General features: G+C 47.0%; 19 protein-coding genes. All 19 read left to right on the forward strand.

Annotation, left to right across the window (positions count from 1 at the left end; all coding sequences use genetic code 11):
• Nucleotides 1-70: 70 nt before the first annotated feature.
• The 19 genes from ACINLD_RS03630 to ACINLD_RS03720 all read left to right on the forward strand — a co-directional run bounded on the left by ACINLD_RS03630 (nucleotide 71) and on the right by ACINLD_RS03720 (nucleotide 24,996).
• Entirely contained in the window at nucleotides 71-2,032 is a 1,962-nt protein-coding gene (locus ACINLD_RS03630) for a stage V sporulation protein D (RefSeq protein WP_026586864.1), read from the forward strand.
• Between the two features lie 221 nt (nucleotides 2,033-2,253).
• On the forward strand, nucleotides 2,254-3,720 hold the full coding sequence (locus tag ACINLD_RS03635; RefSeq protein ID WP_026586865.1) for a UDP-N-acetylmuramoyl-L-alanyl-D-glutamate--2,6-diaminopimelate ligase: 1,467 nt from the start codon (nucleotides 2,254-2,256) through the stop codon (nucleotides 3,718-3,720).
• A gap of 142 nt (nucleotides 3,721-3,862) precedes the next feature.
• A complete protein-coding gene (gene mraY / locus ACINLD_RS03640) occupies nucleotides 3,863-4,837 on the forward strand; it encodes a phospho-N-acetylmuramoyl-pentapeptide-transferase (protein ID WP_410206913.1) in 975 nt (324 codons plus the stop codon).
• Nucleotides 4,838-6,193: a UDP-N-acetylmuramoyl-L-alanine--D-glutamate ligase gene (gene murD / locus ACINLD_RS03645; RefSeq protein ID WP_410206914.1), complete on the forward strand. Its 1,356-nt coding sequence runs from the start codon at nucleotides 4,838-4,840 to the stop codon at nucleotides 6,191-6,193.
• 53 nt (nucleotides 6,194-6,246) lie between these two features.
• Nucleotides 6,247-7,347 carry a stage V sporulation protein E gene (gene spoVE / locus ACINLD_RS03650; RefSeq protein WP_026586868.1) on the forward strand — a complete coding sequence of 367 codons (1,101 nt, stop codon included), beginning with the start codon at nucleotides 6,247-6,249 and terminating at the stop codon, nucleotides 7,345-7,347.
• An 82-nt stretch (nucleotides 7,348-7,429) separates the two neighbouring features.
• The gene (murG, locus tag ACINLD_RS03655; RefSeq protein WP_026586869.1) at nucleotides 7,430-8,533 is read left to right on the forward strand and encodes an undecaprenyldiphospho-muramoylpentapeptide beta-N-acetylglucosaminyltransferase; all 1,104 of its coding nucleotides are present in this window, start codon (nucleotides 7,430-7,432) and stop codon (nucleotides 8,531-8,533) included.
• Nucleotides 8,534-8,561: 28 nt separating this feature from the next.
• The gene (gene murB / locus ACINLD_RS03660) at nucleotides 8,562-9,473 is read left to right on the forward strand and encodes a UDP-N-acetylmuramate dehydrogenase (RefSeq protein WP_026586870.1); all 912 of its coding nucleotides are present in this window, start codon (nucleotides 8,562-8,564) and stop codon (nucleotides 9,471-9,473) included.
• A gap of 178 nt (nucleotides 9,474-9,651) precedes the next feature.
• A complete protein-coding gene (locus ACINLD_RS03665) occupies nucleotides 9,652-10,440 on the forward strand; it encodes a cell division protein FtsQ/DivIB (protein WP_026586871.1) in 789 nt (262 codons plus the stop codon).
• A complete protein-coding gene (locus ACINLD_RS03670; protein ID WP_026586872.1) occupies nucleotides 10,437-11,132 on the forward strand; it encodes a DUF881 domain-containing protein in 696 nt (231 codons plus the stop codon). The genes ACINLD_RS03665 and ACINLD_RS03670 overlap by 4 nt, the downstream gene beginning before the upstream one ends.
• A 21-nt stretch (nucleotides 11,133-11,153) precedes the next feature.
• Nucleotides 11,154-11,879, forward strand: coding sequence for a DUF881 domain-containing protein (locus ACINLD_RS03675; protein WP_026586873.1), 726 nt, complete (start codon nucleotides 11,154-11,156; stop codon nucleotides 11,877-11,879).
• Nucleotides 11,879-12,232, forward strand: a complete 354-nt coding sequence (locus ACINLD_RS03680; protein ID WP_026586874.1) for a small basic family protein — start codon at nucleotides 11,879-11,881, stop codon at nucleotides 12,230-12,232. Before ACINLD_RS03675 ends, ACINLD_RS03680 begins: the two co-directional genes overlap by 1 nt.
• A 183-nt stretch (nucleotides 12,233-12,415) precedes the next feature.
• Nucleotides 12,416-13,714: a cell division protein FtsA gene (gene ftsA, locus ACINLD_RS03685; protein ID WP_026586875.1), complete on the forward strand. Its 1,299-nt coding sequence runs from the start codon at nucleotides 12,416-12,418 to the stop codon at nucleotides 13,712-13,714.
• A 34-nt stretch (nucleotides 13,715-13,748) separates the two neighbouring features.
• A complete protein-coding gene (gene ftsZ / locus ACINLD_RS03690; RefSeq protein WP_026586876.1) occupies nucleotides 13,749-14,885 on the forward strand; it encodes a cell division protein FtsZ in 1,137 nt (378 codons plus the stop codon).
• Between the two features lie 365 nt (nucleotides 14,886-15,250).
• The gene (locus ACINLD_RS03695; protein ID WP_026586877.1) at nucleotides 15,251-16,762 is read left to right on the forward strand and encodes a S8 family serine peptidase; all 1,512 of its coding nucleotides are present in this window, start codon (nucleotides 15,251-15,253) and stop codon (nucleotides 16,760-16,762) included.
• Between the two features lie 192 nt (nucleotides 16,763-16,954).
• A complete protein-coding gene (locus ACINLD_RS03700; RefSeq protein WP_410206960.1) occupies nucleotides 16,955-21,262 on the forward strand; it encodes a S8 family serine peptidase in 4,308 nt (1,435 codons plus the stop codon).
• A gap of 176 nt (nucleotides 21,263-21,438) precedes the next feature.
• Nucleotides 21,439-22,368 carry a sigma-E processing peptidase SpoIIGA gene (spoIIGA, locus tag ACINLD_RS03705; protein ID WP_026586879.1) on the forward strand — a complete coding sequence of 310 codons (930 nt, stop codon included), beginning with the start codon at nucleotides 21,439-21,441 and terminating at the stop codon, nucleotides 22,366-22,368.
• A 60-nt stretch (nucleotides 22,369-22,428) separates the two neighbouring features.
• Nucleotides 22,429-23,148 (forward strand): RNA polymerase sporulation sigma factor SigE, encoded by a 720-nt coding sequence (gene sigE, locus ACINLD_RS03710; RefSeq protein WP_026586880.1) that lies wholly within the window; start codon nucleotides 22,429-22,431, stop codon nucleotides 23,146-23,148.
• 139 nt (nucleotides 23,149-23,287) lie between these two features.
• The gene (gene sigG, locus ACINLD_RS03715; protein ID WP_026586881.1) at nucleotides 23,288-24,067 is read left to right on the forward strand and encodes an RNA polymerase sporulation sigma factor SigG; all 780 of its coding nucleotides are present in this window, start codon (nucleotides 23,288-23,290) and stop codon (nucleotides 24,065-24,067) included.
• A gap of 131 nt (nucleotides 24,068-24,198) precedes the next feature.
• Complete coding sequence (locus ACINLD_RS03720) at nucleotides 24,199-24,996, forward strand: ABC transporter ATP-binding protein (protein WP_026586882.1); 798 nt, start codon at nucleotides 24,199-24,201, stop codon at nucleotides 24,994-24,996.
• The last annotated feature ends 250 nt before the right edge of the window (nucleotides 24,997-25,246 follow it).

The following is a 25,246-nucleotide window of genomic DNA, read 5'->3' on the forward strand; positions in this document are numbered from 1 at the left end:
CGCTGCCGTTCTATTAAAATGCTCCGGGGCATAAAAATAAAACAAGCCTAAATAAGGAGTGAACGGTCTCTTGCGCGTTTCTCATGTAACGGTCAGAAAACGGTTAATATTTGTATTGCTTTTTGGTGTGATCATCTTTTTGATTATCGATACAAGGCTCGGTTACGTCCAGTTTGTCATGGGGGAAAAACTGACGAATTTAGCAAAGGACTCCTGGAGCCGGAATCTCCCTTTTGAGCCGGAAAGAGGTGAAATCCTTGACCGAAACGGGGTCAAGCTTGCGACAAATAAAAGCGCGCCGTCCGTTTTGGTCGTCCCCAAGCAGGTTGAAAACCCGATTAAAACGAGCAAGCTGCTCGCCAGCGTCTTGAATATGTCGGAAGAAAAAGCGTATAAACACGTCACAAAGAAAACCTCGATTGAAAGAATCAATCCCGAAGGCCGGAAAATTTCCCACGAAAAAGCAAAGGAAGTCAGAGATTTGAATTTGAAAGGCGTTTATATCGCAGAAGACAGTGTCAGGCACTATCCGTTCGGGAGCTATCTGTCACATGTGCTCGGCTTCGCCGGGATCGACAACCAGGGCTTGCTCGGGCTTGAAGCCTACTATGATGAAGAACTCAGAGGCGAAAAAGGGTATGTGAAGTTTTACTCGGATGCCAAAGGAAAAAGAATGCCCGGTGAGGCGGATGACTATACACCGCCAAAAGACGGCCTTGATATGAAGCTGACGATCGATACCAGGGTGCAGACGATCATGGAGCGGGAATTTGACATCGCCGAAGCGAAGTATAACCCCGACGGGATGGTCGGTGTGGCGATGAATCCGAAGAACGGCGAAATCCTTGCCATGGTGTCCAGACCGGATTTTGATCCGGCAAACTATCAATCAATCGATCCAAAAGTCTATAACCGGAATCTGCCTGTGTGGAGCACCTATGAGCCGGGATCCACGTTTAAAATCATCACGCTTGCGGCCGCTTTGGAGGAGGAGAAGGTCAACCTGCAGAAAGACCATTTTTATGATAAAGGGTCTGTAGAAGTGGACGGCGCAAGGCTGAAATGTTGGAAACGGGGGGGCCACGGCTCACAGTCGTTTCTTGAGGTTGTGCAAAATTCCTGCAACCCCGGCTTTGTCGAACTTGGCCAGCGGCTTGGTAAAGAAAAGCTGTTCAGCTACATTGATGATTTCGGTTTTGGAAAGAAAACCGGAATCGACCTGCAGGGAGAAGGGACAGGGATTTTATTTCCGCTCGATCGTGTCGGTCCTGTAGAGCAGGCGACAACCGCTTTTGGACAGGGGGTATCGGTGACGCCGATCCAGCAGGTGGCTGCCGTTTCCGCCGCGGTCAACGGCGGAACCTTGTATACGCCGTATATCGCCAAAGAGTGGATTGACCCCGTCACAAAACAAACGGTCAAAAAACAGACACCGGTCGCGAAAAGAAAAGTGATTTCTGAGGAAACATCCAAAAAGATCCGCTATGCGCTTGAAAGCGTCGTCGCCCAGGGAACAGGGCGCAACGCATTTGTCGAGGGCTACCGGGTAGGGGGAAAAACGGGAACGGCGCAAAAAGTAAAGGACGGAAAATATTTAAAAAACAACCATATCGTCTCGTTTATCGGTACAGCGCCTTCCGATGATCCGAGCATCGTCGTCTACGTCGCCGTTGATAATCCGAAAGGAACGATTCAATTCGGTGGTACGGTTGCGGCCCCGATCGTCGGAAATATCATGAGAGACAGCCTGCCGCAGCTCGGCGTCGAAAAGAGAAAAGACCAGATCGAGCGCAAATATCAATGGCTGGACAAAAAAATGGTCGAGGTTCCGAACCTTATAGGGCTGTCTGTGACAGAACTGGAACCTTTGCTCTTAGATTTTAAGCTGAAATCTTCCGGAGAAGGCGATGTCGTAGTTCAGCAATCTCCCAAACCGGGAGAGAAAGTAAAAGAAGGTTCAACCATCCGCATCTATCTTGACGAGCAGGATGAAAAGCAAGGGAAGCAGGATAAAAAAGAAAGCCAGGATTGACATGGCGATAGAAACGAAACGGCGGCCGGCAGATGGCCGGCTGCCTGTTTCACGCTAAAAAATATAGAGATTTTACAGGATTAGCTGGATGTCTTCTCTTTTTTACGCTAAAATATGAACTGTATGTCCGCATGAAGTCCGTGCGGGAAATCAGGCAGCAATCGATATAAAAGATATAAAAACGAATTTGGAATGAAGAGAACTAGGAGAGGTTTGATACGATGAAATTAACAAAGCTACTTACATATTTAAAAAACGAACCTTCCTTTAACAGCCAAGAAGACCCTGAAATAACTTCAATTGAGATGGACTCCAGGGAAGTCAAAACAGGGAGTCTTTTTGTTTGTATAAAAGGGTATACAGTTGATGGACACGACTATGTCAAGCAGGCGGTTGAAAACGGCGCGCAAGCGATAGTGGCGGAAAGGCAAGTGGAGGCGGCAGTTCCCGTCATCATCGTCCGCCATTCGAAAAGAGCGCTTGCCGTTTTATCAGATGCTTTTTACGGGCAGCCGACAAAGCAACTGAGACTGATCGGCATCACCGGCACAAACGGCAAAACATCGACCTCCCATATGGCTGAAGAGATTTTCAGAAAGGCGGGCAGCCGCACAGGGCTGATCGGGACGATGTACACGAAAATCAACGATGAAACATTCGATGCGAAAAATACGACGCCGGAAAGCGTCACACTTCAAAAAACATTTAAAAAAATGGTTGACCAAGATGTGGATACAGCCATCATGGAAGTTTCTTCTCACGCTCTCCATATGGGCCGGGTGCACGGCTGTGATTACGATATCGCCGCATTTACAAACCTGACGCAGGATCACCTCGATTATCATCAAACAATGGAAGAATATAAACATGCGAAAAGCCTGCTTTTCTCCCAGCTGGGCGGCTCCTTTAACCATGAAAAACCAAAGTGGGCCGTTTTAAACGCAGATGACCCGGCTTCAGCATATTTTGCCCAGGTGACAGCAGCACACCTTTTGACTTACGGCATTGAAAACGATGCCGATATCAAGGCCGAAAACATCAGGATGGCGCCGAAAGGGACAACCTTTGATCTTGTGACACCAAAAGGAACGGGACGGGTGACAATTCCGCTTGTCGGCCGGTTCAACGTCTATAATGTGTTGGCTGCGGCGGCTATCGCGATTGCGGCGGACATTTCATTCGATGTGATTACGAAAGGAATTGAAGGGCTGAGAGGTGTCAGGGGAAGATTTGAGCTGGTGGACGCCGGCCAGGATTTTCCGGTGATCGTCGACTACGCCCATACACCGGACAGCCTCGAAAACGTCCTCAACACATGCAGAGGGATGACGGAAGGCAAGCTCTTTGTCGTCGTCGGCTGCGGAGGGGACCGGGATAAGACAAAGCGCCCGAAAATGGCGAAAATCGCCGCTGAACTGGCCGATGAGCCGGTGTTTACAGCGGACAACCCGAGAAGTGAAAACCCGCTCGCCATTTTGAACGATATGGAAGAAGGCGTGAAAGGTGCTTACTATCACAGCATCGTCAACCGGGAGCAGGCGATCTTTTTTGCGATTGCCAACGCTAAAAAAGGCGACGTTGTCCTGATTGCCGGCAAGGGCCATGAGACCTATCAGCAGATCGGCGGCCAAACATTCGATTTTGATGATGCAGAAGTGGCGAAACGGGCCATTCTTGAACTGAAATAAAAGAAAAAGAATTACAGGAAAGAGTTGTTAAAGTGATGGAAGCGTTCAAAATAAATCAACATATGAAAAAAAACAGTGAATATGATAGATGCGTATGCAGCTTCTTAAAAACTGGCGATGGCGCGGAAAGGGGAGGAGCACAATGCTGGAGCAAGTGATTTTATTTACGATTATCATGGGCTTTTTAATCAGCGTTCTTTTGTCTCCGATCTTCATCCCGTTTTTAAGAAGGCTTAAATTTGGCCAAAGCATTCGCGAAGAAGGTCCGAAATCCCACCAAAAAAAATCGGGAACACCGACAATGGGCGGTGTGATGATCATTTTATCGATCATTGCCACAACGATCGTGATGACGATGAAATTTTCCGAAGTCAGCATGAACATGTTCCTGCTGCTGTTTGTCACGATTGGCTACGGACTTCTCGGCTTTTTGGATGATTATATAAAAGTGGTGATGAAGCGGAATCTCGGCTTGACATCCAGACAGAAGCTGATCGGCCAAATCATCATCGCCGCGGTGTTTTATGCCGTCTACTATGCTCAGGGAATGCCGACCATCATCCGCATTCCGGGAACTGATGCTTCGTTTGATTTCGGCTGGGGCTACCTGATTCTCGTCATCTTTATGCTTGTTGGCGGCTCAAACGCTGTCAACTTGACAGACGGGCTTGACGGGCTTTTATCGGGGACGGCGGCGATCGCTTTCGGCGCCTTTGCGATTTTGGCGTGGAATCAAGGGCAATACGATGTCGCGATCTTCTCGGTTGCCGTTGTCGGCGCTGTGCTTGGATTTCTTGTCTTCAATGCCCATCCCGCAAAGGTTTTTATGGGCGATACGGGTTCGCTCGCCTTAGGGGGAGCAATTGTGACGATCGCGATCTTAACGAAATTGGAAATCCTTTTGGTTATCATCGGCGGTGTATTCGTCATTGAAACCCTTTCTGTCATTCTGCAAGTGATTTCTTTCAAAACGACCGGCAAAAGAATCTTTAAAATGAGCCCTCTTCATCATCACTATGAGCTTGTCGGCTGGTCGGAGTGGAGAGTCGTCGTGACATTTTGGACAGCGGGTCTCTTGCTTGCCGTCTTAGGAATTTACATCGAGGTGTGGTTATAAGTGGTTACTCAAGATCTATTGCAAAATCAAAACGTGCTTGTATTGGGGCTGGCGAAAAGCGGTTATGCGGCTGCTTCGATCCTGCACGAAAAAGGCGTCAACGTTGTCGTCAACGATCAAAAGCCTTTTGAAGAAAACGAACCTGCACAAATTCTCGCCGAAAAAGGCGTTAAGGTGGTCTGCGGCACCCATCCGACAGAGCTTTTCGACCTCCATTCGATCGACATTCTCATTAAAAATCCGGGAATCCGCTATGAAAATGTGATGGTTGAAGAAGCCCTGAAAAGGGGGGTTCCCGTCTGGACGGAGGTCGAGCTCGCCTATCATCTCACAGATGCGCCTTTTATCGGGATTACCGGATCTAATGGTAAAACGACAACAACTACACTCGTTTATGAAATGCTGAAAGCCGATTCGAAAAAAGCGCTCGTTGCGGGAAATATCGGCACAGCGGCAAGCGAAGTGGCAAATCAAACCCGCAGCGATGAGTGGATTGTGACAGAGCTCTCTTCCTTTCAGCTGATGGGGACGTATCAATTCAGGCCGAAAATCGGTTTATTGTTAAACGTATTTGATGCCCATCTGGATTATCACCATTCTCGAAAAAATTACGAGCTTGCCAAACAGCAGATCTACCGAAACCAATCGGAAACAGATGTTGCCGTTGTTAATTTGGACGATAATACAGTCGTCCGGCTGGCGGAATGTTCACAAGCGAAGAAAATCTTTTTCTCAGTCCGGCAAATCGTAGAGCGCGGCGCCTGTGTCAAAGACGGAATGATCATGTTTAACAATGAACAAATCATGCCGCTAAAAGACGTTGTTTTGCCAGGAGAGCACAATCTGGAAAACATTTTGGCAGCCCTTTGTATCGTAAAGACGGCAGGGGTGTCGGACGAGGCTGTCCGCCAAGTGCTGACGACCTTCACAGGGGTTAAACATAGAATGCAGTACGTGGCAACGGTCAAAAACAGAATGTTTTACAATGACAGCAAAGCGACGAACATCCTGGCGACGAAAAAAGCGCTCTCCGCTTTCAAGAAGCCGGTGATTCTCCTTTGCGGGGGGCTTGACCGCGGAAATGAGTTTGATGAATTAAAGCCGCACATGTCTTATGTCAAAGCGATCATAACCTTCGGCGAAACCGCGCCCAAGTTTGAAAAGCTGGCGGAAGATATGGGAATACAACAGGTGAAACGTGTCGATAATGTTGAACAGGCAGCATACGCGGCGTTCAGCCTGTCAGACGAAGGTGATGTCATTCTCCTTTCCCCGGCATGTGCAAGCTGGGATCAGTACAAAACATTTGAAGAACGTGGTGACATGTTTGTAAACGCCGTGCATATGCTTAAATAAGGGCTTGTCTTTACCGTAAAAGCCCTAAGAAATAAAGCTTGGGGTGTTCGGCTTTGCAAACAAAAAAAACGTCACCGGATTTTTTATTGGTTATCATTACGTTATTACTGCTAGCGATCGGACTGATCATGGTATACAGCGCCAGTGCGGTATGGGCGACACACAAATACGATGACTCCTTTTTCTTTGCCAAACGGCAGCTTTTGTTTGCCGGCATCGGGGTCATCGCCATGTTTTTTATCATGACCGTCGACTACTGGACATGGAGGACTTACGCGAAGATTCTGATCATCGTCTGCTTCTTTCTCTTGGCGATCGTTCTGATTCCGGGAATCGGAATGGAGCGGAACGGCTCGCGGAGCTGGATCGGTGTCGGCGCTTTCAGCATACAGCCGTCCGAGTTTATGAAGCTCGCGATGATTGCCTTTTTGGCAAAATTTCTTTCTGAGAAGCAAAAGAATATCACATCGTTCAGAAAAGGTTTTATGCCGGCGCTCGGCATTGTCTTTTCCGCCTTTTTGATCATCATGATGCAGCCTGACCTCGGGACTGGCACGGTGATGGTGGGAACGTGCATCATTATGATATTTGTGGCGGGGGCGAGAATTTCGCACTTTGTTTTTCTCGGTCTGATCGGCCTCAGCGGATTTATCGGCCTCGTTCTGTCGGCGCCGTACAGGATTAAACGGATTACATCATATTTAAATCCTTGGGAAGATCCTTTAGGAAGCGGCTTTCAGATCATCCAGTCGCTGTATGCAGTCGGCCCCGGCGGGCTCTTTGGCCTCGGACTCGGCCAAAGCAGACAAAAGTTCTTTTATTTGCCTGAGCCGCAGACGGACTTTATCTTCGCCATATTATCGGAAGAGCTCGGATTCATCGGAGGATCGCTCATTCTATTGCTCTTCAGCGTGCTTTTATGGAGAGGGATCAGAATTGCGCTTGGGGCGCCCGACTTGTACGGCAGCTTTGTCGCCGTCGGCGTCATTTCAATGATTGCGATCCAGGTGATGATCAATATTGGCGTCGTGACCGGACTGATTCCTGTAACGGGCATTACGCTGCCGTTTTTAAGCTATGGAGGGTCATCGCTGACCTTGATGCTGATGGCGGTCGGCGTGCTGCTCAATGTCAGCAGATATTCAAGATATTAGTCCCATTAAGCCATTTGCCGATAACCCTGTTGCCAAAAGCAGGGTTATCGGCATGTACATATGAAAATAAGGGGGAAAACAGATGCGGATCGTTGTAAGCGGAGGCGGCACGGGGGGCCACATATACCCCGCGCTTGCGTTTATTAAAGAAGTCAGACAGCATCATCCTGATGTGGAATTTTTATATATCGGAACGGAAAAAGGGCTGGAGAAAAACATCGTCGAACGGGAAAATATTCCCTTCAAAGCGATTGAAATCACAGGCTTTAAACGAAAACTGTCATTTGAAAATGTGAAAACCGTCATCCGCTTTTTAAAAGGTGTTAAAGAGTGCAAAAAAGAATTAAAGCGGTTCAAACCGGACGCGGTGATCGGCACCGGCGGCTATGTGTGCGGCCCGGTCGTCTATGCGGCCTCAAAACTGGGGATCCCGACGATCATCCACGAACAAAACAGCCTCCCGGGACTCACCAATAAGTTTTTATCCAAATATGTTGATAGGGTAGCGATTTGTTTTGAAGAGGCTAAAGCTCATTTTCCAAAAGAAAAAGTTGTGTTTACAGGAAACCCGAGAGCCTCTGAAGTCGTCTCTATAGAAGAGGGCCGCTCACTTGGCGCTCTCGGGCTTTCCGAAGATAAAAAAACGGTCTTGATTTTTGGAGGCAGCCGCGGCGCTGCGCCGATCAATGAGGCTGTGATTGCGATGCAAAACGAATTGAAAAAACGGGATTACCAGGTTCTTTATGTCACAGGGGAAGTTCACTATGAGAAAGTAACAGCAGCACTTGAAAAAGAAGGAGCTGCTTCAAATATGGTCGTTCAGCCGTTTTTGCACCAAATGCCCGAGTATTTAAAATCACTTGATGTCGTGGTAGCGCGGGCAGGCGCGACGACGATAGCGGAAATAACCGCGCTCGGCATTCCAAGCGTCCTGATCCCGAGCCCTTATGTCACAGCCAACCATCAGGAAGTGAATGCGAGCTCGCTCGGCGACCGGAACGCCGCAGTCGTTTTAAAAGAATCAGAGCTTAATGGTGAGCGCTTAATTGAAGCGATCGATCATATTTTACAAGACGAAAAGACGTTAAAAGAGATGAGTGAGCGCACTAAATCTCTCGGCGTGCCGGATGCGGCGCAGCGACTATACAATGTGCTGACAGAATTGAATCAAAAGAAGGAAAAATGATAAGACAGAAGGATTTTGGAGGTTTTCGATGGATAAGGTGATACAAGAATTAAAAGAGCTTGAAGTCGGCAAAGTGCTGGAAAACGAACCGCTCAGCAACCATACAACGATTAAAATCGGCGGACCTGCAGATGTCCTGGTTGTGCCGAAAAGCATTGAGGCGATTCGGGATACGATGAAGGTGGTCAAAAAACACGGCGTCAAATGGACGGCGATTGGCAGAGGCTCCAACCTCCTTGTCCTTGATGAAGGCATCAGAGGCGTCGTTATTAAGCTTGGCGCTGGGCTCGATCATATGGAAATCGACGGCGAGCAAGTGACGGTCGGCGGCGGCTACTCTGTCGTAAGGCTTGCGACAGGCATCAGCAAAAAGGGGCTTTCCGGCCTCGAATTTGCCGCAGGCATTCCGGGTTCGGTCGGCGGAGCGGTTTACATGAATGCCGGCGCCCACGGCTCTGATATCAGCAGGATATTGGTGAAAGCATTGATCCTTTTTGAAGACGGAACGATTGAATGGCTGACAAATGAAGAGATGGCGTTCAGCTACCGCACGTCGATCCTTCAAAACGAGCGGCCGGGCATTTGTCTTGAAGCCGTCCTCCAGCTGGAGCAAAAAGAACGCGATGCAATCGTCGCGCAGATGCAGAAGAACAAGGACTACCGAAAAGAAACACAGCCTGTATCCAATCCGTGCGCAGGCAGCATCTTCAGAAACCCGCTACCCGAGCATGCGGGCCGGCTTGTTGAACAGGCCGGATTGAAAGGCCATCAGATCGGCGGGGCAAAGGTTTCCGAGATGCACGGCAATTTCATTGTCAACGCCGGCGGCGCTACGGCCAAAGACGTTCTCGATTTAATTGCATTTATTCAAAAAACGGTTAAAGAAAAATATGATATCGACATGCACACCGAGGTTGAAATCATCGGAGAAAAACGATAATCAGCCTCTAAAATCAGATCGCCTTATGATATAATGAACAAAAGCAAACGGCATCCTTGTATGTCGTTTGTTTCGCTGATGGAAGGTTTTTCAAAAGACGCCGTAAGAGCGCGTCTTTTTTCGAAAAAAAGCAAATAAAAATCTTTGTCTGCTTGATTGGATCTGAGGTGAGCCTTTAGTGAAACCCGATATTGATAAAGAAAAAGTAGTGAATATAGAAGAACGGATTCCCAAAATCAAAGAACAGAGAAAACAGAAGGCAAACCGCCGGCTGATTACGTTTATTCTCCTCTTTTTTACGATGATGCTGATCATCATTTACCTCCAGACGCCGATCAGCAAAGTGTCGACGGTTGAGATCAAAGGAAATCAAAACGTTTCCAAGGATACGATCATTTCCCTGTCTTCCATTTATAAAGGGCAGACGGAATTCTGGAGCCTGAACAAGGGAAAGACAGAACAAAAGATTGAGCAGGATAAATTGATAAAAAAAGCCGAAGTCTCCAAAAAACTGCCCAATAAAATCGCAATCTCTATCGAAGAGTATAAAAGCATTGCATTTTTGCAAAAGAACAATGTGTATTACTCGGTGCTCGAAAACGGGACGGTTCTCCCGGATGAAGTGACGCCGAATGAAAACGGCCCGATCTTGAACAACTGGACCGAAGATGAAAAGCTTGTTCAAATGGCAAAACAGCTGAACAAACTTTCCAGCTCAGTGAAACAGTCGATTTCCGAGATCGAATACACACCTCAAAAATCAAATTCTTGGCTGATCAGGATGTATATGAATGACGGCTATATTGTGACAGCTTCGATCAAATCGTTCGCTAAGAAAATGGAAAGCTATCCGGCGATCGTAAAGGAGCTGCCAAAAGGAGAAAAAGGAATCATTCATTTGGAAGTTGCGACTTACTTTGAACCCCTGAAAAAGGCTGAGGACGGCAAAAAGGAAGACGAACGTTGAAAAGACATACAGTCAATCTCTCATTGGCCATGCTCGTCCTCGGTTTTCTATTGTCTTTTTCCTATCAATTTGCTCAAGAGAACAGAGAGCATGAGGAAACCGCCGAAAACTGGAAAGAGGAATATGTGCTGCGCGACCGGCTCATTTCGCAGGAAAAGCAAAACAAAAAGCTGGAACAGGAATTATATCAGAAGCAGCAGGAAGTTCAGAAAACAGAGGCAGCGCTGAAAAAGGAAAAAAAAGAATACTACAACATTCTGGAAGATGTTGAAAGATACAGAATGTTTGTCGGCGAAATCGGTGTTCAGGGCGAAGGGATTGAAGTCACACTGAAGGATGCTTCATACATACCGGAAGGGGAGAATGTCAATAACTACATCGTCCATGAAAGCCATATTTTCCGTTTGCTGAATGAACTGTGGATCTCAGGCGCGGCGGCCGTATCGATCAACGGACAACGGGTGACGCATCATTCCTACATATCCTGCAACGGTCCCGTCATTACCATTGACGGAAGCCAGCATCCTGCTCCTTTCGTCATTTCGGCCATCGGTGAAGCCGATGTGCTCATGCCGGCGCTGAATATCGCCGGAGGACTTGTCGACCAGCTGACTCAGGATCATGTGTCAGTCGGCATCGAGAAAAAAGATAACATCAAGATGGAGCCTCTTTTAAAGCAGGGGAATGAATGATGAAAAGTTGGTGGGCGAATCTTGAAGAAAAGCAATCGTTTCATCAGTCTAAGCGTGCTGATGCTCATATTCGGAATCATGCTTTCCGTGCAGTTCAATTCCCTGAAGGAGCCCGAAATCCGGGATACTAGGGATATCTGGGACCTCAGGGAAGATTTGAAAGCAGAACAAAAAAAGCAGCTCAATCTGATCAGCGAGATTGATAAATATGAAAAAATGCTGGATACATATCAGCAGCAGGAAGAAAACTCGCGGATTAAAGCGCTGAATGATACGCTGCAAAGCCTCAAAAAACAGGCCGGCTTCACAGACGTCACCGGCAAGGGGATTACGATCCGCATTTCTCAGCTCTTCTCAGATGAACTAACGGGAGAGCCGATGCAAAATCCGCCTCCTGATCTCTTAAAAAAACTGATCAATGAATTAAATATGTATGAAGCAGAGGACATTTCCATCAATGACAGAAGGGTTATCAATACGACGGTGATCAGGGATATCAACGGAACGACGAAAATAGACGGATATCCTTTGGACAACTATCCGATAACAGTAAAAGTCATTGGCAAAAACGCCGATAAACTATATAGCCGAATGAATGCCTCAACTCTTCAAGATCTGTTTGCCGGAGAAAATCTGGATTTACAAATAGAAAAGCCTGAGAAACAAATCAAAATCAAAGCATACGAAGGTTCAATGCAAACCGCGCCATTGAAACCGATCGATAAATCAAAAGGAGAGAATTCCTAATGTGGCTTCCGGTTCTAGGCCTTTTGCTCGGAATTGCCATCGGGTTCGGCTCGAACTTTACAATTCCGGAAGAGTACTCCAATTACTTGTCCTTAGCGATTCTCGCTTCGCTTGATACACTGGTCGGAGGCATAAGGGCTCATTTGGAAAGTGCATACGATGAACTAGTTTTTGTGACTGGCTTCTTTTTCAATATCATCCTCGCGATAGGTTTGGCTTTTCTGGGCGTTCATCTTGGTGTAGACTTGTATTTAGTCGGCATGTTTGCATTTGGCGTGAGACTTTTTCAAAACATCGCAGTCATCAGAAGAATACTTCTTGCCAAATGGACGGCTTCCAGGAGAAAAAAATAAAAAAAATCAGATTTAAAAGAGGATATACATAGGATATAACGAATATTCACAGTAATCCTAAAACTAAAAAAGAAGCGTATTGGTTTTTATTGATTGTTACACACTTGTAAAACCAGATTCATTGTATTGTTGTTCGGCAAATAATAGAATAGAATTGACTGAAATGTGAGGAGGTGCCATAGAATGAACAACAATGAACTTTACGTCAGTCTAGACATCGGTACGTCCAATATTAAAGTGATCGTCGGCGAAATGTCAGACGAATCGCTTAACATTATCGGAGTCGGAAATGTTCCCTCAGAGGGGCTGAAAAAAGGGTCAATCGTTGATATAGATGAAACTGTTCATTCTATAAAAAAAGCGTTTGAACAAGCAGAAAGAATGATAGGTTTTCCGCTGACTCATGCGATTGTCGGCGTAAATGGGAACTACATCCACATTCAGGAAACGAACGGTGTTGTGGCGGTTTCCAGTGAAAATAAAGAAATACAAGTGGAAGATGTGCGCAGGGTCATGGAAGCGGCTCAAGTTGTTTCGATTCCGCCTGAACAGCTGATCGTCGATGTGATTCCCAGGCAGTTTATTGTTGACGGAAGAGGCGAGATAACAGATCCGAAAAAGATGCTCGGTGTCCGGCTTGAAGTAGAAGGGTCGCTCATCACCGGCTCAAAGACGATTTTACATAACCTCCTCCGCTGCGTGGAACGGGCGGGAATCGAAATTACGGATATATGCCTGCAGCCGCTGGCAGCCGGATCTGTAGCCCTGTCAAAAGATGAAAAGAACCTCGGGGTGGCTTTAATCGACATCGGAGGAGGCTCAACGACCGTCGCCGTCTTTGAAAACGGCCAGCTTTTAGCAACCCGTGTCGTACCTTTGGGCGGCGAAAACATCACCAAAGACATTTCAATCGGTCTCCGCACATCCACGGATGAAGCTGAGAGGGTCAAAAAGCAGTTTGGACACGCTTTCTATGAGGAAGCTTCAGAAGAGGAAACATTCGAAGTCGCCGTCATCGGGACAGACCAAAAGCAGACCTTCACTCAGCGGGAAGTGGCCGACATTATTGAAGCCAGACTCGAGGAGATCTTTTTATTCGTTGCAGACGAGCTGCGGAGCATGGGTATTAAAGAACTGCCGGGCGGGTTTGTGCTCACAGGCGGACAGGCGGGAATGCCGGGCGTCCTCAGCCTTGCACAAGATGTTCTTCAAAATAACGTCAGAGTGGCTAGCCCGAATTACATCGGTGTGAGAGAACCTCAATATATGACAGGCGTAGGTCTCATCCAATTCGCTTACCGCAACGCAAAAATCCAAGGCAGAAAAGTAGGGTTTAAAATGCCGACGGAAGCGGTTCAGGAAGTCGCGGCTTCCCATCAAAAAGAAGTGCAGCAGCGTCCGAAACCAAAATCAAAGCAGCAGGCTCAAGCTGAGAAAAAGCCGAGCAAAATGAAGAAAATATTTAACTTCTTTTGGGAATAGAGATTAGTCATTCGACGGATTAGGAGGATTTAGCATGTTAGAGTTTGAAACAAATATAGACGGCTTAGCATCGATTAAAGTAATTGGAGTAGGTGGCGGCGGCAACAACGCTGTCAATCGGATGATTGAAAATGACGTTCAGGGAGTTGAGTTTATCGCAGTCAACACGGATGCTCAGGCTCTTAATCTATCAAAAGCGGAAACGAAAATGCAGATCGGTGCGAAGCTGACGCGCGGACTTGGCGCCGGTGCCAATCCGGAAGTCGGGAAAAAAGCGGCTGAAGAAAGCAAAGAACAGATTGAAGAAGCCTTAAAAGGCGCTGACATGGTGTTCGTTACCGCTGGAATGGGCGGCGGAACAGGTACGGGAGCGGCTCCCGTCATCGCACAGGTCGCGAAGGATTTGGGCGCATTGACTGTCGGCGTTGTGACAAGGCCGTTTACATTTGAGGGGAGAAAAAGACAGCTTCAGGCAGCCGGCGGCATTTCAGCCATGAAGGAAGCCGTCGACACCCTGATCGTCATTCCGAATGACCGTCTTCTTGAAATTGTTGACAAAAACACACCGATGCTTGAAGCGTTCCGTGAAGCGGATAACGTTCTCCGTCAGGGTGTTCAGGGGATTTCAGACCTGATTGCGACACCGGGGCTGATCAACCTTGACTTCGCCGATGTGAAAACGATCATGTCCAATAAAGGCTCAGCATTGATGGGAATCGGTGTGGCAACAGGTGAAAACCGCGCTGCCGAAGCCGCGAAAAAAGCTGTTTCCAGCCCGCTGCTTGAAACGGCGATTGACGGTGCACAAGGCGTTCTCATGAACATTACAGGCGGCACGAACCTGAGCCTGTATGAAGTCCAGGAAGCCGCGGACATCGTAGCTGCAGCATCTGACCAAGACGTCAACATGATTTTCGGATCTGTCATCAATGAAAATTTAAAAGACGAAATCGTCGTAACCGTGATTGCGACCGGCTTCATCGAACAGGAGCACGATGCTTCAAAACCGCAAAGACCTTTGAATCAGGGGTTAAAACAGCATCATCAGCAAGCTCCGAAACGGGAGATGAAACAGCGTGAGGAGCCAAGCATGCCGCACCGCAGTCCTTCACAGCCTGCCGAGGACACGCTTGACATCCCGACGTTCTTGAGAAACCGGAATAAGCGCTAATTTATCAATGGAAAAGCTGCTGTCTAACAAGTCGGCAGCTTTTTTTACATTGCCCTAAAAAATCCGCTGCCTCCTGCAAAAGAATCAATTCTCAAATCTTTCAGGCATCTGAACCGAAAGGCTTGCACAAAAACTCTCTCTTTCCTCCCGGTTGAGCCGGCTTTCTTTTTGGTCTGAGATCCGCACGAACTACACATGAAAACAGCTGATCCATCAAAAGAACGAATTTACAAAACAATACAGAAAGAATGACAAAAAACGACAAAATCTATAGGTTTTTTCTTTTACAGTATAAATATCTTCTTTTTCCAGACAAAAAAATGCAAGAAGCGTCACAGAACGGCTTCATGTGAGGAGGATGTCATTTGAAGAAAAAGCCATTATTCCGTACAGTCATATGTGCAGCACTCATCGGCTCGCTGCTCACTCCGGGGGCTGTCCATGCAGAATCCGGAACAAAAGCAAAGGCTGACACGCAAAACAAAATAGCGGCTGCTCTTTACAAAAGCTTTGCAAAAGAAGACAAAGTCACCTTTTTAATTAAAATGAAAGATCAAGCCAATCCTCAGCAAACAGCGGAAGCCGCTGAGAAAAGGGCAAAGCTGAGCGTCATGACGGTCAAAAGGGTCAAAGAGCTCAAGCGTTCAGCCGTTTTGACCTCATTGCGGACAAAGGCCGAGCGAACACAAAAGAATCTGAAAGCCTTTTTGGAAAAAGAAGAGAAGAAAGGCCATGCGAAACAATTGGAATCATTTTATATCGTCAATGGGATGGCCGTAACGGCCACTAAAGATGTCATGGAAAAAGCAGCGTCCTATCCAGAGGTGGAAAAAGTGCTGCCGAACGAAAAGATCAAGCTGAGTGAAACGGAAAAAGCGACAATTGATTCAACAAAATCAAGTGCTGCTCATCCCGCATCCAACATTCGCCAAGTACATGCGCCGGATGTCTGGAAAAAACATTATAAAGGCAAAGGAGCTGTCGTGGCATCAATTGACACCGGTGTTGAGTGGGATCACCCGGCGCTGAAAACGAAGTACCGCGGATATAACCCTGACAAGCCAAACAGTCCCAACAATCAATATAACTGGTTTGATGCCACAAGCAAGAGCAAGAAAACGCCTTACGATGACCTGGGCCACGGCACACACGTCACAGGCACGATGGTCGGCTCTGAAGCGGGCGGCAAAAACGAGATCGGTGTCGCTCCTACAGCAAAATGGATCGCCGTTAAAGCTTTTTCAGAGGACGGCGGTAGTGAAAAGGACCTTTTGGCCGCGGGGGAATGGATATTGGCGCCGACAGATGCGAAAGGAAAAGCCCACCCTGAAAAGGCTCCTGATGTCGTCAACAATTCCTGGGCGGGTGAACGAGGTCTTAATGAATGGTATCGCGATATGGTCAAGGCATGGCGTGCTGCAGACATCTTTCCTTCGTTTGCGGCGGGAAATGTAAGTGAATTTGAACCCGGCGGACCGGGCTCTGTTGAGAATCCTTCCAATTATCCGGAGTCATTCGCGATCGGTGCGGTTGACAGCGAGAATTCACTGGCTGACTTTTCACTGCAAGGTCCTTCACCATATGATGAAATCAAGCCTGATCTTTCGGCTCCAGGTGTCAGCATCCGCTCCGCTTATCCGGGACACAGATATGCAATAATGGACGGCACATCAATGGCGACCCCGCATATTTCCGGCATCGTTGCTTTGATGAGAGAAGTGAATCCAAATATCTCAGTCGATGAAATCGAACGCATTCTGCTGAAGACGGCGACCCCTCTGTCCGACAAAACGTTCACAAAATCGCCGAACAACGGTTATGGATACGGCCTTGTCAATGCTTTAAAAGCGTTCAATGAAGCGAAAAAATCAAAATAAACAAGAAAAAAGGCAAAACCGATAAAGGTTTTGCCTTTTTTTAACTGATTTTAAACATTTTCTTGACAAATAACGACAAAAATCTCAACCAATTTTTACTATATTTAAAAGACAACTAGAGTCAGACAAGATTTAGAGACGAAAGGGGGACGGATGAAAAGAAGCCATTTCAAGAAAAAAGGGGGAATTGATTTGAAAAGCAAGCTGAAAAGAAAGGCGTTCAGTACACTTTTAAGCGGACTATTAATCGGTTCGATGTTCATGCCCGCTTCTTCCGGACTGGCACAAAAGCCCGCGCTCACGTCTGTGAAAGAACAAGTGAAACAGCAGGTTTCCGCCAAGGGGAAAATCTCGAAAACGCTTGTCAAACGCTTCAAAAAAGAAGATAAAGTCACCTTTTTGATTAAATTGAAAGATCAGGTTGATACGCAAAAGGTAGCAAAACAAGCGGAAAAAAAGGCGAAAGCGAAATCGCTCAGCTCCGCCAAGACCGAGTATCAAAAGCGTTCGGCTGTTGTATCGTCATTAAGAATCAAAGCCGATGAAACGCAAAGCCAGCTGAAAACCTATTTGAGAAAGCAAGCGAAGAAGGGAAATGCCGAAGACATCCGCTCATTTTACATCGTAAACGGCATGGCCGTCCATGCGACAAAAGATGTCATGGAACAGGTTGCGGCTTTTCCGGAGGTTGAAAAAGTGCTCCCGAATGAAAAAAGGCAGCTGATTAAACCGGCTAAACAATCGGGCAAGCACACCTCTCTCAAGGCTCAAAACGGTGTGGAATGGAACATTGACCAGATCGAGGCCCCGAAAGCGTGGGAACTGGGATACGACGGAACCGGGACCGTTGTGGCATCGATTGATTCCGGCGTACAGTGGGATCACCCGGCTTTAAAAGAAAAATACCGCGGATATGATCCTGAAGATCCGGACAACCCCGATCATGAAATGAACTGGTTTGACGCTGTATCCGGCGAATCCGCGCCATATGATGACTTAGAGCATGGGACACATGTGACAGGCACGATGGTCGGCTCGGAGCCTGACGGTCAAAACCAAATCGGTGTGGCCCCGGGTGCGAAGTGGATCGCAGTTAAAGCGTTTTCTGAAGACGGCGGAACAGATCAAGATCTTCTCGCTGCGGGAGAATGGATATTGGCACCGAAAGATAAGGACGGAAATCCTCACCCTGAAATGGCACCAGATGTTGTCAACAATTCCTGGTCAGGTGGTGCGGGTCTTGATGAGTGGTACAGGGACATGGTGAAGGCCTGGCGCGCTGCCGATATCTTTCCGGAATTTTCGGCGGGCAATGTTGATTTCACTAACCCGGGGGGACCAGGTTCAATCGCCAATCCGGCAAATTACCCGGAAGCATTTGCAACCGGTGCGACCGATATCAATCAACAATTGGCAGATTTTTCGCTTCAAGGCCCGTCTCCTTATGATGAGACAAAGCCTGAAATCTCTGCGCCCGGTGTCAACATTCGCTCGTCTGTGCCGGGAAGCGGGTATCAGGACGGCTGGGACGGCACTTCCATGGCGGGACCGCATGTCTCAGCGGTTGCGGCTCTGATCAAGCAAGCGGATGCCTCGCTTTCTGTCGACGAGATCGAAAAGATTTTAACCGATACGGCCATACCGCTTACAGACAGCACCTTTTCCGAATCACCAAATAACGGTTACGGCCACGGGCTCGTCAATGCGTTTGATGCTGTTTCAGCCGTCAGCGGCGGATTGGGCAAAGCAGAAGGACGGGTCGGCAAAGAAGGAGAAGATCAAACACCGCCGGTTTTAAAAGATGAAGAAAAAACAGATGTGTTTGCAGGCACTAACATTCCGTTCACAGCTGAAGCAGAAGACGACATCAGCGTTGTATCTGTCAAGCTGAAGTATAAAACGGATGATGGCGATTGGCAGACGATCACGGCCAAGCTGACCGGGGGCGACTACAAAAAAGGAACATATGAAGCGGTCATTCCGACTTTAGACGGCAAAGTCCTTTTTTATCAGTGGATTGTGACAGACTACGGCGGCAACACCACGGAATCCAAAGTGTATGAAGTGCCGATTTCCCCTGCCGTCACCACAGGCTACAAGCAAGATTTCGAAACTCATGCCAGCGGCTGGACAAGCTCTGGTACAAAAAATTCATGGCAGCAGGGAACACCACAGTCAGGGCCGCAATCTGCCGCATCAGGTAAACAGGTTTACGGCACGAATTTGACAGGGCCATACGAGGAGTCGGCCAACATGAATCTTCTGATGCCGACAGTACAGGTTCCAAAAGACGAAAAGCTTTTCTTGAAGTTCAAATATTGGCATGACATTGAGGAAGATTTTGACTATGGTTTTGTCTATATCCAGCCTGAAGGGAAAAGCGATTGGGTGCAGGCCGCCCAATACACCGGCACGACTTCAGAGTGGATGGATGGTGAAATTGATTTATCGGCATATGAAGGACAAAAGATTAAGATCATGTTTAACCTTCAATCCGACGACAGCATAGGAGGAGACGGGCTTTATATCGACGATGTGGAGCTTGTGAAGCAGTCCGAGAGCGCGGCCAAGAAAAAGCATTTCAGTGTTGAAAAACGCAAGGGAAAAATGAAAGCCAAACATACGAAAAAACAAATGATCGACCCTAAAAAAGCGAAACCGGCAAATGCTGCACAAGCAAACAGAGAGCGCGGCAAGGCATCCCCGGCCGTTCTGCCGCTCAGGGCGCAGGTGAGCGTTCTTGAAACAGGAAAATCGACTTATTCAAGCGCGGCAACGGGGGCATACAGCTTGTCCCATTTACCGGGAACCTACACGATGAAAGCCGAAGCCTACGGTTATGAATCAAGCGCGCAAAGTGTCACCATCGAAGCAGACAAAACAACGTCCGCCGACTTTGTTTTGAAAGAATTGAAAAAAGGCACGCTTTCGGGAACCGTCAAAAATAAAAAAACCGGAGAGCCTGTACGGAATGCGAAGCTCTATTTGTTTGAAGATGCTGCCGTAGAGCCTGTCAAAACAGATGAAAACGGCCGCTATTCGATTACAGCCTATGAAAATTCGTACACCGTAAAGGTCGCAGCCAGCGGGTATTACAGCAGTGAATTTACGGTTGATTTAAAAGGCGATGTCTCAAAGGATATTGAACTTGAACCTTTCATCGGCTATCCGGGTGAAATCGGCTATGATGACGGAACCGGTGAAAACGCATGGGCGTTTTATGAAGCGGGCAACGGGCTGGCTGTGAAAATGTCGCTGGAAAACGGCCAGGAAAAGGCGATGCTGAACGGCGGATTATTCAAGTTCTGGGGTGAGGATTTTCCTGATCCGGGCGGCACCGATTTTGAAGTTGAAGTCTATGACGCCTCGGGAGACAAAGGGGCTCCAGGCAAAAAAATCGCCGGTCCGTTCAAAGGGGAAGCCCTCCGCAACGGTGAATGGACGAAGATTGATCTCGGCGATGAAGGCATCATGGTCGGAAAAGATTTTTATCTTGTATACGTCCAAACGAGTGATATGGACCACTCCCCGGCTCTTGCGGCCGATGAGGACGGAGAATATGCCGGACGCAGCTGGCAGTATACGGACGGCTCCTGGTCAAAAACGCCTTCAGACCAAGGAAACTTCATGATCCGCGCCTTGGTCGACTACGAAGTGTCAACACCTGTGATTACATCGCCAAAAGACGGACTCATCACCAACCAAGAGAAAACGGTCATCGAAGGGACGGCTTCTCCGACAACAACCGTCCATCTTTTTAACGGCGGGGAAGAAATCGGCACCGTCAAAACCGGAAAGGACGGCACATTTTCAAAAGAAATTCAATTAAATAAAGGGGAAAATGTCATCACCGCTAAAGCATCCACAGATTCAGGGACAACGGATGTTTCTGATCCGGTCCGAATTGTCCTTGATCAGGAAAAGCCGAAGCTTTCCATTGATACGCCGGAAGACGGTTCAAAGCTTAATAAAGAGACTGTCACAGTCAAAGGCACGGTCTCAGACGACCACTTGAAATCGGTGAAAGTGAACGGAAAAAAAGCAGCCGTTGACAATGGTGAATATTCGGCCCGGATTATGCTTGATAACGGAAAAAACGAAATCAAAGTGACAGCGGCTGACGAGGCCGGCAATAAACGGACGAAAAAAGTCACGGTTGATGTCAATTTTGAAGCGCCGCAAATCTCCGGCCTCAAACCGGCTGAGGATCTGGAGCTCAAAACAGGGGAAACCGTGAAAATTGAGTTTGAAAGCGACGCTGATTTGGATGCCGTCTTTGTCATCAGAATGCCTTTGACCAATTTTAAAACGGCTTCGCAAAACGTGACAGAACTGCCGATCAGAGAAGTGTCAAAAGGTAAATATGAAGGGTATTGGACCGCGACTTCCACCGCGAAAGCGAAAGGAGCGGAAATCGAGGTGATCGTCCGCGATGATTACGGCAATGAAACAAGAAAAACGGCGAAAGGCAAATTGTTTATCAATGAAAAATTGAAATAAAGGTACAAAGCGCTGTCTCTTAGAGGCAGCGTTTTTTTCGTCAGACCATCGACAAATTCAGTATGAATCTCTCAAAAAATGTGCCCTTTGACAAACATTAATTGACAGACTTTACCTTTGGGCTTGATTTATACTTAGGGAAACAAACAGTCGGGCGTTAAAAAAGGGGGACGGATGTGGAAATCTATTTAGATGTGATTTGGCTTTTAAATTTTTGCTTTGATTTGCTGCTTTTAATGATGACCGCATTCATTTTAAAGCGAAGGGTAAAAAAACGGCGGTTTTTCCTGGGCGCATTGGTTGCCTCAAGCATCGTCCTGCTGATGTTTACCCCTTTATCGCCATATGTTCTTCATCCGGCAGGCAAGCTCTCTTTTTCCGTTGTGATTATTCTTGTCACTTTTGGTTTTAAACGGTTTCGATTTTTTTTGCAAAATTTGTTTTCTTTTTATTTTGCCACTTTTTTAATGGGGGGAGGGATTATCGGCGCGCATTCTTTGCTGGAAACGGATTCGATTATGAAAAACGGAGTCTTTATGACAAATTGGTCGGGCTTCGGCGACCCCGTCAGCTGGCTGTTTGTCGGCGCGGGATTTCCCGCCGTCTGGCTGTTTTCAAAAAAACGCTTTGAGGACGTCGAGGCGAAAAAGATTCAATACGAGGAGCGGGTTCAGCTTCAAGTGGATGTGGAAGATCAGACGCTCCGGTTTAATGGATTGATCGATTCGGGAAACCAGCTGTATGATCCCATTTCAAAAATGCCTGTCATGATCGTCAATATGGAAAAGCTGAAAAGCGTGCTGGGTGAAGAAGCGAGCGCGGTCATCATGGAAAAAAGCCCTCTTGATGCCGTCGGCCTTCTTGATGATGCACTGCCGTATATCGGACGAATCCGTCTGATTCCGTACAGAGGCGTCGGCCATCAGCATCAGTTTTTGCTGTGCCTGAAGCCCGATCATGTGCTGATTTTTACGAAAGATGAGGCAATTGAAGCGCCGAAATGCCTGATTGGCCTCAGCACATCGCCATTGTCAGCGGACGGCGAATTTGATGCGATCGTTCATCCGAAAATGCTGTCGGGAAACCCGATCAAACACGTTTCTTAAACTTGGTGAGCTGTTACATTATCATACTCCGGAAAATGTTTATTTAGAAGGGGGAGGAAGATGAAAAAACTAAAATTAAGGCTGACTTATCTCTGGTACAAACTTTTGCTGAAATTAGGTTTAAAAAGCGATGAAATTTATTATATTGGCGGAAGTGAGGCGTTGCCGCCGCCATTATCGAAAGATGAAGAACAGGTGCTTCTCCACAAGCTTCCTGACGGCGATCAGGCTGCGCGGGCCATCTTGATTGAACGCAATTTGAGACTTGTTGTATACATCGCCAGAAAATTTGAAAACACCGGCATCAACATCGAGGATTTGATCAGCATCGGGACGATCGGCCTCATTAAAGCGGTGAACACCTTTAATCCGGAGAAAAAAATCAAGCTGGCTACATACGCTTCCAGATGTATTGAAAATGAGATTTTAATGTATTTAAGACGGAACAATAAAATCCGCTCGGAAGTATCGTTTGACGAGCCTTTAAACATCGACTGGGATGGGAATGAGCTGCTCTTGTCAGATGTGCTCGGAACGGAAAATGACATCATCACGAAAGATATTGAAGCAAATGTCGATAAGAAATTGCTGAAAAAAGCGCTGGAGCAGCTGAATGACAGAGAAAAACAAATCATGGAGCTCCGCTTCGGCCTGGTCGGGGGAGAAGAAAAAACACAGAAAGATGTTGCCGATATGCTCGGAATATCGCAGTCCTATATTTCACGGCTTGAAAAAAGAATCATCAAAAGGCTCAGAAAAGAATTCAACAAAATGGTTTAATTTTTTTATGAAATTTGAAGCGTTGACTGACAAGGGTTTTCGCCTTGAACTTCTTATTTTTGGAAATTAGCGATGCATATTTTTCCCACCCAAGGAGATACTGAACTTTGTACAGCAGCTCCTGTAGGGAGGGAAAAAAGTGTCAAGAAATAAAGTCGAAATCTGCGGGGTTGATACATCAAAACTGCCCGTACTAAAGAATGAAGAGATGAGAAAGTTATTCAAGCAAATGCAGGAAGAAGGAGACCGCTCAGCAAGAGAACAGCTTGTTAACGGCAATTTGCGCCTTGTCTTAAGCGTCATTCAACGGTTTAACAACAGAGGAGAATATGTTGATGACTTATTCCAAGTCGGCTGCATCGGACTAATGAAATCAATTGATAATTTTGATCTGAGCCACAATGTTAAGTTTTCAACATATGCTGTACCCATGATTATTGGAGAAATCCGCAGATATTTGCGAGACAACAATCCGATCCGCGTATCGCGGTCACTCAGGGATATCGCATACAAGGCGCTGCAAGTGAGGGAACGTCTTATGAGTGAGACAAGCAGGGAGCCGACAGCGGAGGAAATCGCGAAAGAGCTTGAAGTGTCCCACGAAGAGATCGTTTTTGCACTTGACGCCATCCAGGATCCAGTCTCACTGTTTGAACCGATCTACAATGACGGAGGAGATCCGATTTATGTGATGGACCAAATCAGCGATGAGCGGAACAAGGATTCGCAATGGATTGAAGAGCTCGCTTTAAAAGAAGGAATGAGGCGGCTGAATGAACGGGAAAAAATGATTCTCAGAAAACGCTTTTTTCAAGGCAAGACGCAAATGGAAGTCGCCGATGAGATCGGGATCTCCCAAGCTCAAGTATCACGGCTGGAAAAAGCCGCAATTAAACAAATGAATAAGAATATCCATTAAAGCCGCAGAATCGTCTGCGGCTTTTTATATGTTAAAAATGGAAAATCTCTCATTCACTTTACCATTCAAATAAGCTATAATAAAAGAATTATATTTTCTGAATATTTACATAAGTGAAAGGAGTTCTGATCATGGCATTGAAGCTTGAACAAGCGACACTAAAACGAAATGGACAGCAGATACTTAAATGTATTGACTGGGAGGTGAAAAAAGGGGAGCATTGGGCTTTGTACGGCTTAAATGGCGCCGGAAAAACAGCGTTGCTCAACATGCTGTGCGCTTACTATTTTCCGACAACCGGGAGAGTGAATGTGCTGGGTCATGAGTTTGGAAAAACGGAGCTGGGTGAAAAGCTCCGCCGTAAAATCGGTCTCGTCTCCGCAGCATTGCAGCAAAAATTTTATCCGGAAGACAGCGCTTTTGAAATTGTGCTGAGCGGCGCATTCGCTTCAATCGGCCTTTATGAGACGCCGTCACAGCATATGAGGGAAAAAGCGATCGCCTTCCTGGAAGAGTTCGGATCAATCAGCTATGCCGACAGAAGATATGAAACACTTTCACAAGGAGAAAAGCAAAAAGTCCTGATTTCCAGGGCCTTAATGGCCGATCCGGAACTGTTGATCCTTGACGAGCCTGTCACAGGCCTCGATTTCATCGCCAGGGAACAGGTGCTTGAAACAATTGAGCACATCGCCCAGAAAGAGGAAGCGCCATCCATGCTGTATGTCACACACCATGCCGAAGAAATTCTCCCGGCCTTTAAAAAGACGCTTCTCTTAAGGAAGGGTGAAGTATTTGCCAAGGGGGAAACGAAGGATATGATGGCAGATGACACGCTCTCCGCTTTTTTCGGCATGCCGGTCAAAGCCGTTTGGACGGATGGAAGGCCGTACTTGTCCAAGAAAAAGCCCGTTTGTGTAAACGGCTAGCCCATTTTTGGCCCGGCTGTTTTGCTGTGTAAAAACAGTCTGGCCGGCTTGACCTCGCCGCACTTCTCTTCCAAAGACGTCATTTCAATGTTAAGATGTCATTGATTTCCCATAAAAGGAGTTTTTCTTTCATGATCATCCAATTCATTCGCTATAGATAAATGCAAGGTATAGGCAAACTTAAAGCAAATCCACACCGTCAGGTTTTAAAAACGCTGATGGAGCGGGTTTATTTGTCTATGCCTTTTTC

This window comes from Bacillus sp. z60-11, assembly GCF_046464135.1.
Taxonomy (GTDB): domain Bacteria; phylum Bacillota; class Bacilli; order Bacillales; family Bacillaceae; genus Bacillus; species Bacillus sonorensis_A.